Genomic DNA, 21,035 nt, shown 5'->3' on the forward strand with positions numbered 1-21,035 from the left:
GAGACCCTACTGAAAGGGGCTCCGCCGCAACGGGAGAAGCACATAGGGCCTGCGTCGTTCGGCGTTGAGCAGCTTCAGTCCCGGCCCGCTGCGCCCGATCCCGACGATGGTCACGGACTCCTTGCCCGCGTTGACGAAGTCCACGGACACTTCGAAGCCGTCCTGGCCGCTGTATCCGCCCGTCCCGCCCGTTGTTAAGGGGCGGGGTTCGTCGACCGCGAGCGGAACACGATTCTTCGGCGCGAAGCGCGTCACGTCCTCAGGGTGTCTGGGAGCGGTCCGGGTCATCGCCGGCCGGGGTGGTGGAGCGGTGGTGGGTCTCGACGGCCGGCGCCAGGAAGATGGCGCAGGCGACGAAGACCAGGACCACGATCATGGCGGTACGCAGCCCCCAATGATCCCCGAGGAAGCCGAGGCCGGGCGGTCCGACCAGGAAGGCGACGTAGCCGAGGGTGGCTACCAGGCTGACGCGGGCGGTCGAGTCGGGGCCGGTTTCGCCGGCGGCCGACAGCGCGACCGGGAAGCCCAGTGAGGCGCCGACGCCCCAGAACAGGACGGCGGCACCGGCCAGCACGGCGTTGTCCGAGAAGATCACCATGAGCAGGCCGATCGCTCCGGCGATGGCGCTGGCGCGCATGACCGGGGTCCGGCCGAAGCGGTCGAGGAAGTAGCCGCCGCCGAAGCGGCCGATGGTCATGGCGGCGGCGAAGGCGGTGTAGACGAGGGATCCGGCGGTGGCGTCCACGCCGTGGCCGTCCACCATGATCAGCGGCAGCCAGTCGCTGGCGGCTCCCTCGGACAGGGCCATCGCCAGGACGATCGCGCCGATCAGGACGAGCTGGGTGTCCTTCCAGAGCTTCTGCCGCGGGTGCTCGGACCCCGCCTGAGCGGGCGCCTGCACGCCGGTCCCCGCGGGAATGGCGCGGATGGCGTACAGGAACAGGGCGGCGGCGATCACGGTGATCACGGCCAGATGCCAGTACGCGGGAAGGCGGGCGGCGGTGGCGGCGATGCCGGCGCAGGCGCCGAGGACGGTGCCCAGGCTGAAGCAGCCGTGCAGGATGGGCATGGTCGTCTTGCCGGTGAGCCGCTCGACGTCGGCGGCATCGACGTTGATCGCGACCTCACCGCCACCGATGCCCACGCCGAACACGAACAGGCCCACCACGACCAGCGGCACGGACGACAGCAGCAGCCCGACGCTGATGACGGCCAGGCTGGTCACCAGCATCCCGGTCCCGGCACCCATGACGGGCCTGGTGCCGTAGCGCGAGACGAACCGCCCTGAGCACAGGATCCCGACCATGGAGCCCAGCGACAGCCCGAACAGGATCAGACCCATCTGACCGGTGGACACTCCCAGTTGGTCGCGGATGTCCGGGGTGCGGGTCACCCACGACGCTATGGAGATACCCGGGAGCAGAAAGAACAGGAGCAGCGCTCGTCGGCGACGACGGGTGGCGAGGTCCATGAACAAGGGGTCTCCGTGGAGGTGCGAGGTCCGGCAGGCCAGCCGTCAGCGCCACCGACCGCGCGCAGACGTACAGGTAGACACTAAAGAGGAGGAAATAGCCGTAGACGGCCGGGAGTCCTCCCACGGCGAAGTGGGCCGGCGGCCTGATCTGGGAGACAGGGAAGAGCCCTCCGCGGAGATCAACGGGGGCCGGAAAGCAGGAAGGGGCGCGCCGTCATCCTGGCGCACCCCTTCTGAGCTGGCGGAGGATAGGGGATTTGAACCCCTGATAGGTTGCCCTATACACGCTTTCCAAGCGTGCGCCCTCGGCCACTAGGCGAATCCTCCGCCGACGAGCTTACCGGACTTCCCGGGGTGTGCAGACCACGTTTTTCGCGGGATGGCTCAGGGTGGAGCGAGCACTGCGGCATCCGGCTAGACTGTCCAGGGACCCCTCGCGCGGCGTCATCCTGTGAACCTCCCCAGGGCCGGAAGGCAGCAAGGATAAGCGGGCTCTGGCGGGTGTGCGGGGGGTCTCTTCGTTGGGAGCCCCCTCGCAGGCGGGATGGTCGTATGAGCCTTGCGCTTTACCGCAAGTACCGACCCGGGACCTTCGCCGAGGTCAAGGGTCAGGAACACGTCACTGATCCGCTGCGACAGGCGTTGCGTACGGGCCGCATCAACCACGCCTACCTGTTCAGCGGCCCCCGCGGATGTGGCAAGACGTCCAGTGCCCGCATCCTGGCGCGCTCCCTCAACTGCGAGAAGGGCCCGACCCCCGATCCGTGCGGCGAGTGCGAGTCGTGCGTAGCGCTGGCTCCGACCGGGCCCGGTCACCTCGACGTCATAGAGATCGACGCCGCCTCCCACGGTGGTGTGGACGACGCGCGCGACCTGCGTGAGCGGGCCTTCTTCGCGCCCGTGTCCGCGCGCTACAAGATCTACATCATCGACGAGGCGCACATGGTGACCCGCGAGGGTTTCAACGCGCTGCTCAAGCTCGTCGAGGAGCCCCCGCCGCATCTGAAGTTCATCTTCGCGACGACGGAGCCGGAAAAGGTCATCGGCACCATCAAGTCGCGTACGCATCACTACCCGTTCCGGCTGATGCCGCCCGCGACGCTCCGGGCGCTGCTGGAGGAGATCCTCACCTCCGAGAGCGTGCCGTTCGAGCCCACCGCGCTGCCTCTGGTCGTCCGCGCGGGCGCCGGCTCGGCCCGTGACTCGCTGTCGATCCTCGACCAGCTCCTCGCCGGGGCGGAGGAGGACGGCATCACCTACACCAAGGCCGTCTCCCTGCTCGGCTACACCGACGGCGACCTGCTCGACGAGGTCGTCGGCGCGTTCGCGGCGCGCGACGGCGCCCAGGTCTTCCACACGGTCAACCGGGTGATCGAGGGCGGCCACGACCCGCGCCGCTTCGCCTCCGACCTGCTCGAACGCTTCCGCGACCTGGTGATCCTGGCCAACGTTCCCGAGGCGGCCTCCAGCGGGCTGCTCGACCGGCCCGCCGACGAGCTGGAGCGGCTGGTGCAGCAGGCGGCCTCGATGGGGCCGGCCGAGCTGACCCGCGCCGCCGAGATCTTCAACGCCGGCCTCACCGAGATGCGCGGCGCCACCTCGCCGCGCCTGCTGCTCGAACTGATGTGCGCGCGGGTCCTGCTTCCGGGGGCGGCGCAGGGCGAGGGTGCGTTGCTGGCGCGGCTGGAACGGCTCGAACGCGGTGGCGCGGTCGCCCAGATGGCGGCGAGGTCGGCGGCTCCTGTCGCGTCCGCCCCACCTGCCGCCGCTCCACCCGCTGCTGCTGGGACGGCTGCGGGGGTACAGGGTTCTCCGAGTACGTCCGCTTCCGCCGGTGGATCCGCCGCTCCCGCGGTCGAGTCGTCGTCCGCGCCCGCTCGTGGTGGTGGTGACGACTGGCCCGAGGCGGTGCGTCCCGGTGCTCAGGCGGCGTCCTCTCCCGCTGCGGGGCCGGCCGCTTCCGGCGGCTCTGGCGGGGGGTACGCGACCGCGGCGGGCAGTGGCGCTCAGCAGGCTCCCCAGGGCGGCCCCAGCGGTCCGACGCCTGGTGGAGCCGGCGCCATCCAGGCGCAGTGGGCCGCGGTGCTGGCCGCACTCAAGCAGCGCAGCATCGTCGTCTGGGCCAACGTGAGCACCAACGCCCAGGTCGTGGGTGTGGAGGGCAACCTGGTCACGCTGGGGTTCGCCCAGGTCGGCGCGATGAAGAACTTCACCGGCGGCGGCAAGGACGCCGTGGTGGCGGCCGCGCTCGGCGACGTGCTGGGGGGCACGTGGCGGGTCGAGGCGGTCGTCGGCGGCTCCCCGGCTCCGCAGGCCGCGCGCGGGCCGGCCCGTACTCCGTCCCACGGCCCGGCCCAGGGCGGGCACGGTTCCGCGCCGGGAGGGCAGAACGCGGCCGGGCCCGGACAGTCCTCTTACGGGTCGCAGGGGCCCACCGGTCCGCAGGTGGTTGGTCAGCCGGCGCCCGGACCTCAGGGGGGTCAGGGCAAGACGGGTCCTCAGGGGCGTACGGCGTCCCACGGAGACTCGGCCGAGGACAAGGGCGGGCAGGACCCCGGCCAGCCTCCCGCCGCCCCGCCAGGACCTCTGGCCACCGACGAGTCCTGGCCCGACGCCCCCGACGATTTCGGTCCCGGCGCCCCGCCGAACCCGGACCCCACGCGCACCGTCGCCGCCGCCCAGCCCGCCGCCGCGAGTTCGGGCGCGCCCCCGGGAGCCGGCCTGGCCGCCGCTCGATCGGCCGCCAAGGCCGCCGCGCAGGCGGGTCCGCGCGTCCCGATGGCCCGTAGTGGGGCCGTCGCCTGGCCCGACAAGGTCCCCAGCCGTGACAAGAGCCCCGTTTCCGACGAGGTGGACCCGCTCAACGACGCCGACGCCGACGTGGACGCCCTCTCGGGCATGGCCCTGCTGGAGCGGGAGCTCGGTGCCCAGGTGATCGGCGAAATCGATCACGCCTGAGCGGCCCCACCTGACCCCCGGGTGGCTCGTGCCGAGGTGGGTGAGTGGTGCCGCCTGGCCCTCGGTGGCGCGCGCCGACGGTCGTGGTGAATGCCCTCAGCTGAGAAGGCGGGAGCGGGCGGCGGCGGAGCGGGGGTCGGTGGAGGGGAGGGCAGCAAGGCGTTCCAGGACCTCGTAGTCGTCGCGCCCGTTGCACGTCTGCGCGTACGCCCACAGATCCTCCGGCGATCCCTCCCGCAGCAGGCAGGCCCGCACCTGCGCCTCCAGTTCGTCGCGTTCGCGGCGGATCTCCGGCGACTCCGAGCGGGGCAGCAGCGGGCCGGGGTAGGCCCGGGACAGGGCGCCGGGGTCGGAGGCGGTCAGCAGGCGGCGCAGGGTCAGGAAGTCGGCCTCCACCGGGCAGGTCAGCCGGTACGGCTTGGCCGCGATGGCATCCCCGAGCTGGGCGCGCAGCCGGTGGATCTCGGCCCTGATGGTGACGGGGTTGCCGGCGTCGCCGTACAGGTGGAAGGAGAGCTGTTCGGCCGTCAGGCCGTGGGGGTGCAGGGCGAGGAGGGTGAGGATCTCGGCGTGCCGCAGCGACAGGGGGCGGTCGCGGTCGGAGAAGGTGGCCGACGGGGTGCCGGCGCCGAGGAAGGTGAGGGTCAGCGGCTGCGGGGCGGCGGAGGGCGCGGCGCGCAGGAGGAAACCGTCGGAGAACGGTTCGATCTGGGCGACGGTGCCGTCTCTGAGGATCATGCGCCGGCCGGGGCAGCGGGCGCTCTGCTCGCCGAGGTGGACGCGCTCGCCGAGGCCGCCGGCGGGGTCGCCGGAGATGACCCGGCCGGTGGGGGAGAGCAGGATGCCGGGACGGCCGTGCAGCGATTCGTAGCGGCGGCGCAGGCGTTCGTCGCGCTCGTGCATGCGCAGCGCGAGTTGCGTCTCGGCGAGCTTGGCCGTGGCGGCGACGAGGGCGAGCGTGGCGGGGTGCAGGGTGCGGGCGATGCCGCTGATGTCGACGCAGCCGATGACCCGGCCCGAGTCGGGATCGGTGATGGGGGCGGCGCTGCACGACCAGACGTGCAGGACGCGCATCAGGTGCTCTTCCGAATAGACGTGAACGGGCCTGCCTGTCGCCAGGGCCGTGCCCAAGCCGTTGGTGCCGACGTCGCCCTCGGTCCATTGATGCCCGTCGGCCAGGCCGACCTGGTCGGCGCGGCGCAGGGTGGCGGAAGCGCCGTCGCGCCACAGGATGCGGCCGTCGCCGTCGGTGACGATCATGATGTGGCCGGTCTCGCCGGCCAGCCCGGACAGGGTGTGGTCGAGCAGCGGCAGGAGATCCTGCAGCGGGTGGGACTCGCGCATGTCCCTGATGCGGGCGGGATCGCAGACGAGGGGCGCGCTGCTGCCCTCCGGGTCGACCCCGGCGGCCAGCGAGCGGCCCCAGGAGGCCTTGATCAGGTGGCGTGGCGGCTCCGGCCAGGCCCGGCCTGTCACCGCGGCTTCATGGGCACCGCGCAGAAGCCGGGAGTACGCGTCGAGATGGGGGTAACTCATCGGTCACTCCAAGTAGTCAATTAGAGGATCCGTCTTGTCCGGCCTCCGCGCAACCCGTTCAGGGGGATTGCAGAGGGTGATTGAATGAACGCAACGTGTGTGCAACGTTCGTCCGGCTAGCGTCCTCGTCAACGCGTCGGCGTGGTGCGGCCGCTCCGCCGACGTGATGGCCGGGTCTCGGACGCTGGAGGGGGGCCGAGATCCGGCCAGAACAATGCCCGGCGACGACGCCGGGGCACGTCAGAACACGCCGACGCGAGTCGGACCGCGGACCCGAGGGCCGTGCCGGGCGGCGGGAATCGCCGGTCGGGGACGGCGCACGGAGGCGGGGCGACCGCCCCGGGCGAGGCTCGGGCAGGAAACAGGGGGACACCCCAGTACATGACGCCGCCCAAACACCGTAGGCTCGTGGCAGTCAAGAACGCGGAGCCACGAGGAGCGCACGACGGTGAACCCAGGGGATGTCAACCTGCAGCAGCTGCTGGAGCAGGCCCAGCTCATGCAGCAGCAGCTTGTGAGCGCCCAGCAGGAGCTCAACGATGCGCAGATCGAGGGCTCATCGGGCGGCGGCATGGTCACGGCCGTCGTCAACGGCTCCGGCGAGCTGCTCGAACTCAAGATCGACCCGAGCGTGATCGACTCGGGAGACGCGCAGGACACCGCGGACACGATCGCCGACCTGGTGATCGCCGCCGTCCGCGACGCGGTGCGCGCGGCCGCCGACCTGCAGCAGGAGAAGCTCGGCCCATTGGCCCAGGGGCTGGGTGGCGGCGGGCTCGGACAGTTGCCAGGGTTCTAGCCATGTACGAAGGGGTCGTCCAGAACCTGATCGACGAGCTGGGGCTGCTGCCCGGCGTCGGTCCCAAGAGCGCGCAGCGGATCGCGTTCCACCTCCTGGCGGCCGATCCGGCTGACGTCAAGCGGCTGGCGCACGCGTTGCTGGAGGTCAAGGAGAAGGTCCGCTTCTGCCGGGTCTGCGGCAACGTGGCCGCCGAGGAGGAGTGCCGCATCTGCCGCGACGCCCGCCGCGACACGCACGTCATCTGCGTGGTGGAGGAGTCGAAGGACGTCGTCGCGATCGAGAAGACGCGCGAGTTCAGGGGCACCTATCACGTGCTCGGCGGCGCGATCAGCCCGATCGACGGCGTCGGCCCCGATGACCTGCGCATCCGCGAGCTCATGACACGCCTCGCCGACGGCCGTGTCACCGAGCTCATCCTCGCCACAGACCCTAATCTCGAAGGCGAGGCGACTGCTACCTACCTCGCCCGTCTGGTCAAGCCGATGGGCATCAAAGTGACACGACTGGCCAGCGGTCTGCCTGTGGGCGGTGACCTCGAATACGCCGACGAGGTGACCTTGGGCCGCGCGTTCGAAGGACGGAGGCTGCTGGATGTCTGACCAGTGGAGCACGCTGGCGGAAGAGATCGCCGCGCACGCACAGAACTACGTGGACGGCCTGACCAGGATGGCGGGCGGCGAGGGCGGCGACGCCATCTGGTCGATCCTGCTGGTGGAGGTCGCGCAGGTGAGCCTGGCGGGGGCCAAACTGGGCGCCAACCAGGACGTCATCCTGGCCGGCAACTACGAGCCGCCGATGAGCGAGGACCCCGACATCGACGGGGTGCGCACGGCGCTGGCCGAGCGGCTGGAGGCGGTCGACGACTACGCCGAGGTGTTCGACCCGTACAAGGACACCGGCGTCACGGCGTACCGGCTGTCCGACGACCTGACCGCGGTGGCGGCCGACCTCATCCACGGGCTGCGCCACTATCACGCGGGCCGGCCGCACGAGGCGCTGTGGTGGTGGCAGTACTCCTACTTCAACACCTGGGGCAACCACGCGGGCGCCGCGATGCGCGCGCTGCAGGCCCTGGCCGCGCACTCGCGGCTCGACGTGGCGGAGGAAGCGACCACCGTCTGATTCCACATAGTGGTACGAGCCATCAGGCGCATGAGAGGCCCCAAGTAGACTGGCACCTCACAGTCCAGACCGGGAGACTCTCGTGGCACTCGTTGTGCAAAAGTACGGTGGTTCGTCCGTCGCCGACGCGTCCTGCATCAAGCGGGTCGCGCAGCGGATCGTCGCGACGAAAAAAGCCGGCAACGACGTGGTCGTGATCGTCTCCGCCATGGGTGACACGACGGACGAGCTGCTCGACCTGGCCGAGCAGGTGTCGCCGCTGCCTCCTGGCCGCGAGCTCGACATGCTGCTGACCTCGGGCGAGCGCATCTCCATGGCCCTGCTGGCGATGGCCATCGCCAACCTCGGCCACGAGGCGCGCTCGTTCACCGGCTCGCAGGCGGGTGTGATCACCGACTCCACCCACGGCAAGGCGCGCATCATCGACGTGACGCCGAGCCGCATCCGGGAGGCGATCGACCAGGGTCACATCGCGATCGTGGCCGGCTTCCAGGGCGTCTCGCAGGACACCAAAGACATCACCACGCTCGGCCGCGGTGGCTCCGACACCACGGCCGTGGCGCTGGCGGCGGCGCTCGACGCCGACGTCTGCGAGATCTTCACCGACGTCGACGGCATCTTCACCGCCGACCCGCGCATCGTGCCCGCGGCGCGCCAGATCCCCAAGATCTCCTACGACGAGATGATGGAGATGGCGGCCTGCGGCGCGAAGATCCTGCATCTGCGCTGCGTCGAATACGCTCGCCGTTTCAACCTGCCGATTCACGTACGCAGCTCTTTCAGCATGAAGGAAGGCACGTGGGTCGTCTCCGACCCTTACACCGAAGGAACCGAGATGGAGCAGCCGATCATCTCCGGCGTCGCGCACGACCGGAGCGAGGCCAAGATCACTGTTGTCGGGGTCCCCGACAAGGTCGGCGAGGCTGCCTCGATCTTCAAAACGCTGGCCGACGCCGAGATCAACATTGACATGATCGTGCAGAACGTGTCCGCCGCGGCCACGGGCCGCACCGACATCTCCTTCACGCTGCCCACGGCCGACAGCCAGACGGCCCTGACGTCGCTGAAGAAGATCCAGCCCCGGATCGGGTTCGAGTCGCTGCTGTTCGACGACCAGATCGGGAAGGTGTCGCTGATCGGCGCGGGCATGCGCTCGCACCCCGGCGTCACCGCGACGTTCTTCGCGGCCCTCGCCGACGCGGGGGTCAACATCGAGATGATCTCCACCTCGGAGATCCGCATCTCAGTGGTCGTCGAGCAGGACGGTGTCGACGCGGCCGTGGCGGCCGCCCACCGGGCCTTCAACCTCGACGCCGACCAGGTCGAAGCCGTGGTGTACGGAGGTTCAGGACGATGAGCAGGAAGCCGAGTCTGGCTCTGATCGGCGCGACCGGCGCCGTGGGCACCGTCATGCGCGACATCGTGTCGACGCGGGCGGACATCTGGGGCGAGATCCGTCTCGTCGCCTCGCCGCGTTCGGCGGGCAAGGTGCTGCCCGTACGCGGCGAGGACGTCGTGGTGCAGGCGCTGGCGCCCGAGGTGTTCGACGGCGTCGACGTGGCCATCTTCGACGTGCCCGACGAGGTGTCGGCCGTCTGGGTGCCGATCGCGGCCGAGCGCGGCGCGATCGCCATCGACAAGTCGGGCACGTTCCGCATGGAGCCCGACGTGCCGCTGGTCGTGCCCGAGGTCAACCCGCTCGACGCGGCCGACCGGCCGCGCAACATCATCTCCACCCCCAACTGCACGACGCTGTCGATGATGGCGGCCATGGGGGCGCTGCACGCCGAGTTCACCCTCACCGAGCTGGTCGTCGCCTCCTACCAGGCGGTCTCCGGGGCCGGGGTGGCCGGTTCCGCGCGGCTCTACGACGAGATCGAGGCGCTCGCGGGCGACCGGACGATCGGGCAGAGCGTCGGTGACGTACGCAAGGTGCTGGCCAACAAGCTGCCGGAGGAGTCGCCCTTCCCCGCGCCCATCGCGTTCAACGTGGTGCCGTGGGCCGGCTCCGCCAAGGATGACGGGTGGGCCTCCGAGGAGCTCAAGCTGCGCAACGAGTCCCGCAAGATCCTCGGCATCCCTGACCTGAAGCTCTCCGCGACCTGTGTCCGCGTGCCGGTGATCACGACGCACTCGCTGGCCGTGCACGCGCGCTTCGAGCGCGAGGTCACGGTCGCCGAGGCGCACCGCGTGCTGGAGGCGGCGCCGACGGTGGTCCTCATGGACGACCCGGCCAACGGGGTCTACCCGACGCCTCTCGACGTGGTCGGCACCGACCCGACCTACGTGGGCCGTGTCCGTCAGGCGCTCGACTTCCCGAACACGCTCGACCTGTTCGTCTGCGGTGACAACCTGCGCAAGGGCGCGGCGCTCAACGCGGCGGAGATCGCCGAGCTGGTGGCGGCCGAGTTCTGAGGTTCTTCCTGATGTGAGCTGTGGCGCCGTGCGTTCCGTGCGGCGCCACACCTGTGTGCGGGGCACGGACGACTCTGTACGGGCACGGACGACTCTGTACGGCCACGGATGGCCCTGTACGGGGCGCGGACGGCTCTGTCCGGGCATTGGACGGTTCTCTGCGGGGCGCCGGCGGCGGGCCCTGTCACCGGAAGAGGATGTCCCAGTGGTTGCTCTCGTCGAAGAACGTGGTGCCCGAGTCCGACTTGTAGATCCGGGCTCCGTCGCTGCGTACCCCGGCCTTATGGTGATTTTTGGTGATGTGCCGGTCGATGCAGGCGTTGTGCGAGATGTCGAGCTTGTAGCCGTTGCCGTGACTGAAGTGACCCGAGGCGTGGCCCCGTTCGGTGCCGCCGGTCACCATGATCGGACAGCCGCTCTCGCGCTTCAGCTGGATCACCTTGGCGATGGTCCCGGTCCGTACCCGGTCGAGTGACGTGCAGTGGTGCATGTGCTTGCTCGTGCAGTTGCCGGTCGACCGCGTCCGCAGCCCGGCGCTCTCCAGCCAGCCGTGCGCCGTCGCGTGCGACATGTGCACGGCCGCCGTCCGCGGCAGGACCCGCGTCAGATCGACCTGAGCGCGTCTGTGGGCGACGTGGGACCGCGTACGGGGCATCTTGGCCACTCCGGTGCGCATGTGGCGCTTTCCCGCCTTCGTGGCCTTGGACCGCGTCTTGGCCTTCTCGGCGCGGGCCACGTCCTTACGGGGCCTGACCGTGCGCGGGTCGGCGGCCGGCCGGTGCTCGTACGTCGCCCACGCCTGGTCCGGGCGGGCCCGGGTCAGGTCGCCCCAGCCCGCGTGCGCGCCGTCCACGTCCGTCCAGTCCAGCTGCGTCGGGTTCGGAACGGCCCGGTCGGTACGTGGTCCGTCCAGAAGCGGCCGGCCTGTACGGGGTCCGTCCAGGAGCGGCCGGTCGGTACCAGGCCCGTCCAGGAGCGGCGGGTCCCCCGTGGGCCCGTCCAGCCGCGGCAGGTCCGTACGGGGCCCGTCCAGGAGCGGCCGGCCCGTACGGGATCCGTGCGAGTGCTTGCGGCGGACGCCGAGCCTGGGCCAGCCCCGTACGGCATCGAGGTTCCCCCGGCCGAGTACGAACCGATCGAAGTCCCAGGCGCCGGCCAGCCGCGGCCCCACCTCGTACGGGTCGGCGAGGACGGCGGCCAGCGCCGGAGCGTCCTCCCATGTGTGCTGCCCGACCTCGTACAGGCTGCCCTGAACCGGTGACCCTTCGGGGTGGGTGGCGGCGGAGGCGGCCGAGGCCAGCGCGATTATGGTGATCTCAATGCCGAGGAGCGCGACCACGATCAGCCGCACTGTTCCACGTATCCACATGTCGATGCCTTTTCGCGGAAATAGCCCTTCCGCCTGAAACGACAATCCCACCTTCCACAGGAGATAACTCATCCCGCGAGGGCAACTTTGCCTTGTGGCGGTGATCACCGTGCGGCTGCATGACCTAACCTCGCTCGACGACGTAAAGTGACGGACGTGTCCGAAGCCCGAAACCGCGGAGCGGAGAGCACCCGAGAGGTCATCGTCGAGACGGCGTTGCGCCTGTTCAGGGAGCGCGGCTTCGACGCGACCACGATGCGGGCCATCGCCGCTGAGGCGGGGGTCTCCGTGGGCAACGCCTACTACTACTTCGACAGCAAGGAAGCGTTGATCCAGGCGTACTACGACCGCGCCCAGGCCGAGCACGAGGAGGCCTGCCGGGACTTCCTGGCCACGGAGCAGGCGTTCGCGGCCAGGCTGAGCGGGGTGCTGCGCGAGTGGGTGCGGGTCTCGGAGCCCTACCACGAGTTCGCGGTGAAGTTCTTCAAGCACGCGGCCGAGCCGACCAACCCGCTCAGCCCGTTCAGCAAGCACTCCTCGCCGGCGCGTGAGGCGTCCATCGCCATCTACCGGCAGGTCGTCGAGGGGTCGCGGGACCGGATGAACGCCGAGCTGCGCGAGGAGCTGCCCGAGCTGCTCTGGCTGCTGTCGATGGGCATGGTGCTGTTCTGGGTGCACGACACCTCGCCCGGGTGCGAGCGCACCTACCGTCTGATCGACGTGACCGTGCCGCTGGTGGACCGGCTGGTCGGGCTGTCGCACCTGCCCGGCCTGCGCGGGATCACGAAGGATTTCATCGCGGCGGTGCACGAACTACGCGCCTGAAGCGGGGCGCGCTGCTGGAGCGGGTCGCGCGCCTGGAGTACATACCGGTCGGTTGGTAGGTTGGTCTCCGACGATCTGGAGGCCGGGCATGACACAGAGCTGGGGCATGACGATCCCCTTCTACGACCGTTCGCTGAGCAACTCGCAGGAATTGATCGCCCGGTTGCCGGAGCTCGGCTACACCGACGCGTGGTCGGCCGAGGTCAACGGCGTCGACGGCTTCGTGCCGCTGGCCATGGCCGCGCAGTGGGCGCCGGGCCTGCGGCTGGGCAGCGCCATCGTGCCCGTCTCGACGCGCGGGCCTGGCCTGCTGGCCATGTCCGCGGCGACGCTGGCCGACCTGGCGCCGGGACGGTTCACGCTCGGCATCGGTGCGTCCTCGCCGGCGATCGTCGAGCGCTGGAACGCCGGCACGTTCGCCAAGCCCTACGCGCGCACCCGGGACACCCTGCGGTTCCTGAAGCGGGCCCTGGCGGGGGAGAAGGTCTCGGAGACGTACGAGACGTTCGAGATCAAGGGCTTCAAGCTGGAACGCGCGCCCAAGACACCGCCGAAGATCGTGCTCGCGGCGCTGCGGCCGCGGATGTTGCGCCTGGCCGCCGAGGAGGCCGACGGCGCCATCACGAACTGGCTCTCGCCCGACGACGTCCGCAAGGTGCGCGCGGAGGTCGGCCCTGACACCGAGCTGATCGCGCGCCTGTTCGTCTGCGTGGACGAGGACGTCGAACGCGTGCGCGAGACCGCCCGGTGGATGCTGGCCAGCTACCTGACCGTCCCGGTGTACGCCGCCTTCCACGACTGGCTCGGCCGGGGGGAAGTGCTGCGCCCGATGCACGAGGCGTGGGCGGCGGGAGACCGGCGGGCGGCGCTCAAGGCCATCCCCGACGAGGTCGTCGACTCCCTCGTCGTCCACGGCGACGCCGCCACCTGCCGGGCCAGGATCAAGGAGTATGTCGCCAACGGGCTCGACACCCCCGTGCTCGCCCCCATCCCGGGCGGCGACGTCCCCCTCGACCAGGCGGTGCGCGACCTGGCCCCGGAAAGATGAGCTCCGGAGAGGTGAGTATGGACGAGCTGCTGAGACTCGACGCGATCGGGCAGGCCGAGGCCGTCAGGCGGGGCGAGGTGTCGCCGCGTGAGCTCGCCGAGGCCGCGATCGCGCGCATCGAGGCCACCGACGGCGTGCTGAACGCGGTCGTCCACCGCCGCTTCGAGCGCGCGCTGGCCGAGATCGACGCCATCCCCGCCGATGCGCCGTTCCGCGGGGTGCCGATCCTGCTCAAGGACCTGGGCTGGCGGGAGGCGGGTGAGCCGTACAGCGCGGGCTCGGCGGTCCGCGACGGCGTCGAGGACGCCGCCGACGACCACGGCGTCGTACGGCTGCGCGAGGCCGGCTTCGTGCTGCTCGGGCGGACCAACACGCCGGAGTTCGGCAGCACGATCACCACGGAGCCGGTGGCGTTCGGGCCGACGCGGAACCCGTACGATCCGGCGTACTCGGCGGGCGGGTCGAGCGGCGGCTCGGCCGCGGCGGTGGCGGCCGGGATGGTCGCGCTGGCCACGGCCAGCGACGGCGGCGGGTCGATCCGCATCCCCGCGTCCCTGTGCGGCCTGGTGGGGCTCAAGCCCGCCCGGGGCCGCGTGAGCATGGGGCCGGCCCTGGGGGAGGGGTGGAGCGGGTTCTCCACCCCCGGCTTCGTCACCAGGACCGTCAGGGACGCCGCGGCGGCGCTCGACCTGATCTGCGGCTTCCGGCCGGGCGACCCGTACGCCGCTCCCGCCCTGCCCGGCCGGCTCGCCGACGAGGTGGGCCGCGATCCCGGACGGCTGCGGATCGGGTTCCTCACCACGCACCCCAGGGGCGACGTGCCGCCGGTGCCCGAGCTGACCGAGGCCGTCACCGGGGCCGCCGCGCTGCTGGAGTCGCTCGGCCACGACGTGGCCCCCGGCGGCCCCGAGGCGCTCGCCGACCCCGCCTTCCCCCGGCACTTCGGCGCGGTCGTGGCCGCCAACCTGGCCGCCCACGTGGCCGGACTGGGCGAGCTGCGCGGCAAGCCCGTGCAGCCGGAGGAGCTGGAGCAGCGCAACGCCGCCATGGCGCAGGCGGGGCGCGAGCGCGGCGCCGCCGACCACATCCTGTCGCTCCAGTGGCTGGACGGCTTCCGCCGCCGCATGGCCGCCTGGTGGAGCGGCGGACATGACCTGCTGGTCGTGCCGTCGCTGGGCGTGGCGCCGTTCCCGCTGGGCTGGATCCCGCCCGACGACCTCAGCACCGCCTTCGGCCGGACCACGCAGGCGGTGGCCTACACCTCGCCGTTCAACGCGACCGGCCAGCCGTCGGTGTCGCTGCCGCTGTACAGGACCGGCGCGGGGCTGCCGGTGGGGGTGCAGCTCGTGGCCGCCGCCGGCCGCGAGGACCTGCTGGTACGGGTGGCGGCCCAGATCGAACGGGCGAGGCCGTTCGAGCACCCCGTACTTCCCTAGGCAGGGCAGGAACCCCTGGCCCTTCCGACGCGTTATGTCGTGAAGGACCGGGGGTAGGGGGTTGCACATGATGGCGAAGGCAGCACGGGCGGCGGCGGCGTGGCGGACCTACCGCGAGGTGACCAAGCCCGGGTCGCCCAAACTGATGACCAGGGTCCGGGCCATCCCGCGGATGATCGGCGCGGTGATGCGCGGCCAGTACACCGGTATGGGCAAGGGCAAGCTCGCCCTGATGGGCATGGGCGTGCTCTACCTCGTGTCACCGATCGACGTGATCCCCGACTTCCTCATGCTGATCGGGGTGGCCGACGACTTCGGGGTGTTCCTGTGGCTCATGGCCTCGCTGCTCGGTGAGAGCGGGCGTTATGTGCACCATGAGCACACGGTCATCCAGGCCCCGATGAAGGGACAGGTGGAGGGAAGCTAGATCTCCTCCATCCGCAGCCAGGCGCGTGACGGCAGCGGATGCCCGAACAGACGGGCGGCGTTGCCGTAGGCGACCCTGGCGATGTCGGCGGGCGGCAGCGTGCCGAGGTTGCGGGCGACCGACTGCTGCGTGTCGGGCCAGGTGGAGTCGGAGTGGGGATAGCCGCTCTCCTGCAGCACGTGGTCGAGGCCGACCGCGAGCCGCACGCCCGACAGCGCGTGGTCGTCGAGCGTGCCGAAGAAGAAGTTGCGGCGCAGCACCTCGCTGGGCTTGAGCCCGCCCTCCCACTCCGCCTCGCCGGCGACCGGGTGGTCGAGGGCGTAGTCGGCGCGTTCGGCCAGCATCGGCAGCCAGCCCACGCCGCCCTCGACGATGAGGATGCGCAAGGACGGGAAGCGCAGCGGCAGGCCCGACCACAACCAGTCGGCGCAGGCGAACATGGCGCTGGTCGGCATCAGCGTGGTGATGGCCTCGATGGGCGTGTCGGGCGAGGGCACGGGCGACCACGACGAGTCGCCGGCGTGCAGGCACACCACGGTGCCGGTCTCCTCGCAGGCGGCGAAGAACGGGTCCCAGTGGCCCGAGTGGATCGAGGGCAGGCGCAACCGGGTGGGGAACTCGGGGAAGACGACGGCCTTGAAGCCTCTGGCGGCGTTGGCCCTGATCTCCTTGGCGGCGACATCGGGGTCGGGCAGCCACGGGAGCTGCAGGCCGATGATCCGCTCGGGGTAGGTGCCCGCCCAGACCTCGATGTGCCAGTCGTTCCACGCCTTGACCAGGGCCAGGCCGAGCTCCTGGTCGCGGGTCCTGGCGAACGGCATGCCCGACTGCCCGGCCAGCATGCCCGGGAAGCAGAGCGCGGCCCAGATGCCCGCGGCCTCCATGTCCTGGACGCGGGCCTCGATGTCGTGGCACCCGGGGCGCATGTGCTCGAACCGCACCGGGTCGAGCGTCCACTGCTCGCGGGGGAGACCGGCGCCCACGTCGATGCCGGCGCACGGGTAGGTGGCGCCGCCGTAGCGCCAGACCTGGTGACCGGCCTCCGTCTCCACGACCTTGGGCGCGGCCTCGGCGTATTTCTCGGGCAGCCGGCCTTCGAACAGGTCGGGCGGCTCGATCAGGTGATCGTCAGCTGAGATGATCACATAGTCGCGCCGCCTGGGGTCAGGGTCGGGGAGCAGCGGCGTAGTCACGCACGTAACCGTACGACGGCCGGATAACGTCGAACAAGCTGCGACGTATCCGTTGGGTCTCCGAGATGGTTGACCCGGGACCGCCGGGAGGGGGATGGCTGGCGATCCCGGGAGTGGGAAGGCCCGATCGCGCAGGACGGACCCGGTGGGCCACTACCCCTCCAAAGCCTGATCAGTCAGCAGATGGGCGCGAAGTTCGGCTATCGTGGCGGAGGATAGCTGGAGCTCCTGGCGTACGTACCGCTCGATCGAGCCGTGCCGCGCGGTGAGATCGGTGAGGAAGTGCCGCATCGCCTCCGCCGGCGCGAGCCCGAAACCGGGCCACAGCGGCGCGCCCGGATGCCTCCTGGTCCAGTCGGCCACGAAGCGATCGGTGGCCAGCCCGGTGAGTGCGTAGTCCGCCACGATGTCGCTCTCGCTCACCCCCGCCAGCGACAGCACCAGCGCGGTCAGCACACCCGTGCGGTCCTTGCCTGCCGCGCAGTGGATGACCACGGGGGCGTTGTCGGCTCGCGCGATCGTCTCCAGGGCGGTCCTGAGGTTCCGTACGCCGTCCTCGGAGATCTCCAGGTAGCGGTCGGCGAGGTAGCGGGCCACGCCGAGTTCCTCGCTGAACGCGTCGGTCTGCCAGCGGCGGCCCTCGATCGGCAGGTTCTGGTAGTGCTGTCCCTCGCTCTCGGGGATCCGCCCGGCCTTCTCGACCTCGTACGCGTGCCGCAGGTCGATGACGCTGCGGACGCGCAACGCCCGGAAGGTCGTCAGATCGTCGCCGTCCAGCCAGCCCAGTGAGTCGGCCCGGTAGAGCCGCTGCCACCTGACGGTGCGCCCGTCTTCGGTGGCATATCCACCTATGTCACGGAAGTTGCAGAGATTGGTGAACTCAATATGGCGGATCACCCTCCACACATTAATTGGCGGTGGTCTGCGCCTTCGAGGCGACAGAGGACTCCGACCCCTCCTGCGCCTTCCGTTCGGCCACCTCGCGCCGGATGAGCAGGATCCAGCCGCCCACCGCGATCCCGATGAACAGCCACCACTGCACGCCGTAGGCGAGGTTGAGCCCGCCGCCCGACCCGACGTCGGGCGCGGGCACCGGCGCGGGCGCCGCGCCCGCCTCAGGCTGCTGCTCCGTGAGCTCGACGTAGCCGTCCACCAGCCGGTACGGGAGCCCCTGGCCGATCTTGCCGGCGTTGATCAGCAGCACCTGGCCGGGCGGCAGCCCGGGCCGCTCCCTGATGCCGCTGGACTCCTCGGTCTCGCTCGGCCGTAGCCGTCCGGTTAGAGTTACCTGCCCGGGCGGCGGAGGCGGCACCTCGGGCGCGGCGTCGGCGGTGGCGCCGGCCGGCACCCAGCCCCGGTTCACGATCACGGCCGTGCCCGGGCCGGTGACGAGCGGGGTCAGCACGTAGTAGCCGTTGCGGCCCTCCTGGGGGCGGCGGCGTACGACGAGGGCGTGGCCCTGGTCGTACGTGCCCGCCACCGTGACCCGCCGGAACCGGTCGTCCTCGCTGACCGGACGTCCGGCCGCCGCCAGCCGCTCCAGCGGCACGGGCGCGGCCTCGATGTTGGCGGTGACCCGCTCGCTGTTGGCCGAGCGCTCCTCGAAGCGCCCGAACTGCCAGCGCCCGAGGAACACGAAGGCCGGGATGACCAGCAGCACCACCACGTGGAGCGCGAGCCATCTGGGCGTCAGCAGGAACCGGTACACGCCTCCAAGGTTAGGCACCGGGACCGGTGGTCCCGAACGCGACCTGCTCAGGCGCTCCTGCGGCCGGAGCCCTCGCCGAGCAGCGGCGTCACCTCGCGCGGCCCGCCCACCTCGTGGCCGTCGGCGCAGCGGAAGCGCAGCTCGATCGGCGCGCCGCAGTCGCGGTGCGTGAGCAGCACCGGCGGCCCCTCGTCGCCCGAGAGGTGTTTGTCACCCCAGTGCATGAGCGCGACCAGCAGGGGATAGAGGTCGCGGCCCTTCTCGGTGAGCCGGTATTCGTCGCGCTTGCGCTGACCGGGCTCGCGGTAGGGCTCCTTGCGCAGCAGGCCCTCGTCGACCAGCCGGGCCAGGCGCGCGCTGAGCACCTGGCGGGGGGCGCCGGTGAGGGTCTGCATGTCGGCGAACCTGCGCACGCCGTTGAACGCCTCGCGCAGCACCAGGAACGTCCACTTCTCTCCGACGATGTCCAAAGTGCGCTCTATCGAGCAATTGTCCGCCCGGAGACCCATGGGGATCGGCACGTTCATCATTCAAGTATACCTGAGTTCGATTGACAGACTCAGCCCTGCCGGGCAGGCTGGGTCTATGTGTCGAACTCAGATCCGCCCGGCCCGCCCCGACGACGAGGAGCGGATCAGGCGCTTCCTGGCGGGGCTGTCGCTGCACACGCAGACGCTGCGGTTCTTCACCGGCGTCACCGCCCCGGCCGCCCCGCTGGTGCGGGCGCTGCTGGCCGTGGACGAGCGCCGCGACGCGCTGGTCGTGACCTCCGAGGAAGGGGAGATCATCGGCCATGCCATGAGCTACCGGGGCGGCTGCGCCGACGTGGAGATCGCCGTGGTGGTGACCGACGCGTGGCAGGGACGCGGGCTCGGCCCGGAGCTGATCGCCGAGCTGCTGCTGCGGGCCTCGGTGAAGGGCGCGAAGACCGTGGGCATGGACGTCCTGGGTGAGAACCGGCGGGTGCTCAGGCTCATCCGGAGACTGTGGCCGCGGGCCACGATGAAGGTGAGCTCGGGGTCGGTGGAAGTGACCGCTAGGATCGATGAGGCGGGCCTATTTGCGGAACAAGGTTCTGGTAGCACACCATTGACGGTGTGAAGAGTGTCAAGAACGGACGCGACGGCCGTACGCGCATCATCGAGGGCGCCCTCCGCCGTTTCAGCCAGGACGGCGTCTCCGCCACCACCCTGGCCAGCCTCCGTGAGGAAAGCGGCGTCAGCGTCGGCAGCTTCTACCACCACTTCGCCAGCAAAGAGCACGTCTTCGGGGTCCTCTACGCCGAGATCCTCGACGCCTACCAGCGCGAGTTCCTCGCCGAGCTGGTCCGCCACGACGACGCCCGCGCCGGCATCGAGGCCATCGTCGCCTTCCACATGCGCTGGGCGGGCGAGCACCCCGAGCGGGCCCGGCTGCTGATCAGCGAGCGCCCGCCGCGCAAGCAGGAGCCGGGCGGCGCCGAGGTGGCCGAGGCGCGGCGCGCGTTCTTCCGCCAGGTCTCCGACTGGTGGCGGCCGCACATGAAGAACGGCCAGCTCCAGCCCGTGCACGCGACCATGTGTTACGTGCTCTGGCTGGGCCCCTCGCAGGAGATGTGCCGCCTGTGGTTCGCCGGCGCCCACACCCCCACGGAGGACGAGATCAGGGGCCTGGGCGAGGCCGCCTGGCAGAGCCTGCGCCAGCGCGGGGAGCAATGATCTGAGCACCGTCTGTGGTGTTATTGTCCAAATGTGAGACGACCTCGGGCGCTGGTGCTGCCCACCTTGCCGGAGAGCGCGCTCGCCCGACTGGGTGAGATCGCCGACCTGACCGAGGCTCCCGCACGACCGAACCTCGGTTACACCGACGAGCAACTGGCCGACCTGGTCATCGAGACCGGAGCCACCGTGCTCATCACCGACGGCGACCAGGTGCGCACGTCGGTGCTCGGGCTGCACCTGGACGTCGTGGCCACCATGGGGCCGCCCGCGAGCGTGGATCTGGCCCTGGCCGCCGAGCGCGGCGTGACCGTCCTGCACGCTCCCGCCCGCGATCCCGAGGCGGTGGCCGAGCTGACGCTGGCCCTGCTCTTCGCCGTCAGCAGGAACATCGTCCCGGCCGACCGCGAAGTACGGCGCGGCCGGGTCTACCAGGGCCGGGTGCCGCCCGCGCAACGCCACAGGGGCCGCCGGCTGAGCGGCAGGACGATCGGCATCGTCGGCCTCGGCCGCGTCGGCCGGGCCCTGCGCTGGCGCTGCGAGGGGCTCGGCATGCGGGTGATCGTCTGCGACCCGTTCGTGCCCGAGGCCACCCACTCGCTGCCGGCACTGCTGGACGAGTCGGACGTGGTGTCGCTGCACATGCCGCTCACGGCCGAGACGAGGGGCTTCTTCGGCTACACCGAGTTCGGCGCGATGCGCCAGGGCGCGGTCTACCTCAACACCTCGCGCGGGGCGCTGCACGACCTGCAGGCGCTGGTCGACGCGCTGCGCTGGGGCCGGGTGGGCGGTGCCGGGCTCGACCACTTCGAAGGGGAGTGGCTCGACCGGGCCCATCCGCTGACGCGGCTGCCGAACGTGGTGCTGACGCCCCGGCTGGGCGACGCCACGGGGGAGAGCCGCGAGGAGCTGGCCGGGACGCTGGTGGAGGACATCGCCCGGCTGCTGCGCGGGGAGGAGCCCGCGCACGCGTACGCGCCGGCGACCGCGTAGGGCGCCGGCGCGTCCGGCCGCCGGGGCCGCCG

21 protein-coding genes, 1 tRNA gene and 1 other RNA gene are annotated in these 21,035 nt (G+C 71.0%); 14 read left to right on the forward strand and 9 right to left on the reverse strand.

The features are described from left to right. Positions 1-6 precede the first annotated feature (6 nt). The 3 genes from B0I32_RS56600 to B0I32_RS23265 all read right to left on the reverse strand — a co-directional run bounded on the left by B0I32_RS56600 (position 7) and on the right by B0I32_RS23265 (position 1,801). Positions 7-255 carry a hypothetical protein gene (locus B0I32_RS56600; protein WP_146178281.1) on the reverse strand — a complete coding sequence of 83 codons (249 nt, stop codon included), beginning with the start codon at positions 253-255 and terminating at the stop codon, positions 7-9. A gap of 4 nt (positions 256-259) precedes the next feature. Further along, positions 260-1,471, reverse strand: a complete 1,212-nt coding sequence (locus tag B0I32_RS23260) for an MFS transporter (RefSeq protein WP_106242952.1) — start codon at positions 1,469-1,471, stop codon at positions 260-262. A 242-nt stretch (positions 1,472-1,713) separates the two neighbouring features. Next, positions 1,714-1,801 (reverse strand) — tRNA-Ser (locus B0I32_RS23265). Positions 1,802-1,899: 98 nt separating this feature from the next. Between B0I32_RS23265 and ffs the strand changes: the two genes are divergently transcribed. Together ffs and B0I32_RS23275 are read left to right on the forward strand one after the other, a co-directional pair. After that, positions 1,900-1,995: signal recognition particle sRNA small type (gene ffs / locus B0I32_RS23270), an RNA gene on the forward strand. 31 nt (positions 1,996-2,026) lie between these two features. Further along, a complete protein-coding gene (locus B0I32_RS23275) occupies positions 2,027-4,432 on the forward strand; it encodes a DNA polymerase III subunit gamma and tau (RefSeq protein ID WP_106242954.1) in 2,406 nt (801 codons plus the stop codon). Positions 4,433-4,528: 96 nt separating this feature from the next. Here the strand turns inward: B0I32_RS23275 and B0I32_RS23280 are convergent, their stop codons facing one another. Next, positions 4,529-5,968 carry a helix-turn-helix domain-containing protein gene (locus B0I32_RS23280; RefSeq protein ID WP_106242957.1) on the reverse strand — a complete coding sequence of 480 codons (1,440 nt, stop codon included), beginning with the start codon at positions 5,966-5,968 and terminating at the stop codon, positions 4,529-4,531. Positions 5,969-6,416: 448 nt separating this feature from the next. Between B0I32_RS23280 and B0I32_RS23285 the strand changes: the two genes are divergently transcribed. The 5 genes from B0I32_RS23285 (at position 6,417) to B0I32_RS23305 (ending at position 10,307) form a co-directional block, all read left to right on the forward strand. After that, positions 6,417-6,767, forward strand: a complete 351-nt coding sequence (locus B0I32_RS23285; protein ID WP_181307688.1) for a YbaB/EbfC family nucleoid-associated protein — start codon at positions 6,417-6,419, stop codon at positions 6,765-6,767. A 2-nt stretch (positions 6,768-6,769) separates the two neighbouring features. Next, entirely contained in the window at positions 6,770-7,369 is a 600-nt protein-coding gene (gene recR, locus B0I32_RS23290; protein WP_106242960.1) for a recombination mediator RecR, read from the forward strand. Further along, the gene (locus B0I32_RS23295) at positions 7,362-7,892 is read left to right on the forward strand and encodes a DUF5063 domain-containing protein (protein WP_106242963.1); all 531 of its coding nucleotides are present in this window, start codon (positions 7,362-7,364) and stop codon (positions 7,890-7,892) included. The genes recR and B0I32_RS23295 overlap by 8 nt, the downstream gene beginning before the upstream one ends. Before the next feature lie 82 nt (positions 7,893-7,974). Further along, positions 7,975-9,249 (forward strand): aspartate kinase, encoded by a 1,275-nt coding sequence (locus tag B0I32_RS23300; protein ID WP_106242966.1) that lies wholly within the window; start codon positions 7,975-7,977, stop codon positions 9,247-9,249. Continuing rightward, on the forward strand, positions 9,246-10,307 hold the full coding sequence (locus B0I32_RS23305) for an aspartate-semialdehyde dehydrogenase (protein WP_106242969.1): 1,062 nt from the start codon (positions 9,246-9,248) through the stop codon (positions 10,305-10,307). The genes B0I32_RS23300 and B0I32_RS23305 overlap by 4 nt, the downstream gene beginning before the upstream one ends. A gap of 184 nt (positions 10,308-10,491) precedes the next feature. Here B0I32_RS23305 and B0I32_RS23310 read toward each other — a convergent pair whose 3' ends face one another. Then, on the reverse strand, positions 10,492-11,676 hold the full coding sequence (locus B0I32_RS23310) for a hypothetical protein (RefSeq protein WP_146178282.1): 1,185 nt from the start codon (positions 11,674-11,676) through the stop codon (positions 10,492-10,494). Between the two features lie 156 nt (positions 11,677-11,832). On the opposite strand from B0I32_RS23310, the gene B0I32_RS23315 reads away from it, so the two are divergent. The 4 genes from B0I32_RS23315 to B0I32_RS23330 all read left to right on the forward strand — a co-directional run bounded on the left by B0I32_RS23315 (position 11,833) and on the right by B0I32_RS23330 (position 15,412). Beyond that, positions 11,833-12,501 (forward strand): TetR/AcrR family transcriptional regulator, encoded by a 669-nt coding sequence (locus tag B0I32_RS23315; RefSeq protein ID WP_181307690.1) that lies wholly within the window; start codon positions 11,833-11,835, stop codon positions 12,499-12,501. A gap of 88 nt (positions 12,502-12,589) precedes the next feature. Then, complete coding sequence (locus B0I32_RS23320) at positions 12,590-13,549, forward strand: LLM class F420-dependent oxidoreductase (RefSeq protein ID WP_106242977.1); 960 nt, start codon at positions 12,590-12,592, stop codon at positions 13,547-13,549. Positions 13,550-13,566: 17 nt separating this feature from the next. After that, on the forward strand, positions 13,567-14,985 hold the full coding sequence (locus B0I32_RS23325) for an amidase (RefSeq protein ID WP_219911977.1): 1,419 nt from the start codon (positions 13,567-13,569) through the stop codon (positions 14,983-14,985). Between the two features lie 67 nt (positions 14,986-15,052). Then, complete coding sequence (locus tag B0I32_RS23330; protein WP_245955983.1) at positions 15,053-15,412, forward strand: YkvA family protein; 360 nt, start codon at positions 15,053-15,055, stop codon at positions 15,410-15,412. Here B0I32_RS23330 and B0I32_RS23335 read toward each other — a convergent pair. The 4 genes from B0I32_RS23335 to B0I32_RS23350 all read right to left on the reverse strand — a co-directional run bounded on the left by B0I32_RS23335 (position 15,409) and on the right by B0I32_RS23350 (position 18,783). Further along, a complete protein-coding gene (locus tag B0I32_RS23335) occupies positions 15,409-16,605 on the reverse strand; it encodes an amidohydrolase family protein (protein ID WP_106242982.1) in 1,197 nt (398 codons plus the stop codon). The genes B0I32_RS23330 and B0I32_RS23335 overlap by 4 nt on opposite strands. Before the next feature lie 153 nt (positions 16,606-16,758). Continuing rightward, positions 16,759-17,502: a tyrosine-protein phosphatase gene (locus tag B0I32_RS23340; RefSeq protein WP_106243544.1), complete on the reverse strand. Its 744-nt coding sequence runs from the start codon at positions 17,500-17,502 to the stop codon at positions 16,759-16,761. 10 nt (positions 17,503-17,512) lie between these two features. Continuing rightward, positions 17,513-18,313 (reverse strand): SURF1 family cytochrome oxidase biogenesis protein, encoded by an 801-nt coding sequence (locus B0I32_RS23345; RefSeq protein WP_106242985.1) that lies wholly within the window; start codon positions 18,311-18,313, stop codon positions 17,513-17,515. Between the two features lie 47 nt (positions 18,314-18,360). Next, a complete protein-coding gene (locus tag B0I32_RS23350) occupies positions 18,361-18,783 on the reverse strand; it encodes a winged helix-turn-helix transcriptional regulator (RefSeq protein ID WP_245955984.1) in 423 nt (140 codons plus the stop codon). Between the two features lie 115 nt (positions 18,784-18,898). On the opposite strand from B0I32_RS23350, the gene B0I32_RS23355 reads away from it, so the two are divergent. The 3 genes from B0I32_RS23355 to B0I32_RS23365 are packed head-to-tail and all read left to right on the forward strand — an operon-like array spanning position 18,899 to position 21,003. Then, positions 18,899-19,414: a GNAT family N-acetyltransferase gene (locus B0I32_RS23355; protein ID WP_106242990.1), complete on the forward strand. Its 516-nt coding sequence runs from the start codon at positions 18,899-18,901 to the stop codon at positions 19,412-19,414. Continuing rightward, positions 19,411-20,010: a TetR/AcrR family transcriptional regulator gene (locus tag B0I32_RS23360; protein WP_106242993.1), complete on the forward strand. Its 600-nt coding sequence runs from the start codon at positions 19,411-19,413 to the stop codon at positions 20,008-20,010. Before B0I32_RS23355 ends, B0I32_RS23360 begins: the two co-directional genes overlap by 4 nt. Positions 20,011-20,043: 33 nt before the next feature. Then, the gene (locus B0I32_RS23365) at positions 20,044-21,003 is read left to right on the forward strand and encodes an NAD(P)-dependent oxidoreductase (RefSeq protein WP_146178283.1); all 960 of its coding nucleotides are present in this window, start codon (positions 20,044-20,046) and stop codon (positions 21,001-21,003) included. Positions 21,004-21,035 lie beyond the last annotated feature (32 nt).

This window comes from Nonomuraea fuscirosea (assembly GCF_003001935.1).
GTDB classification, from domain to species: Bacteria; Actinomycetota; Actinomycetes; order Streptosporangiales; family Streptosporangiaceae; genus Nonomuraea; species Nonomuraea fuscirosea.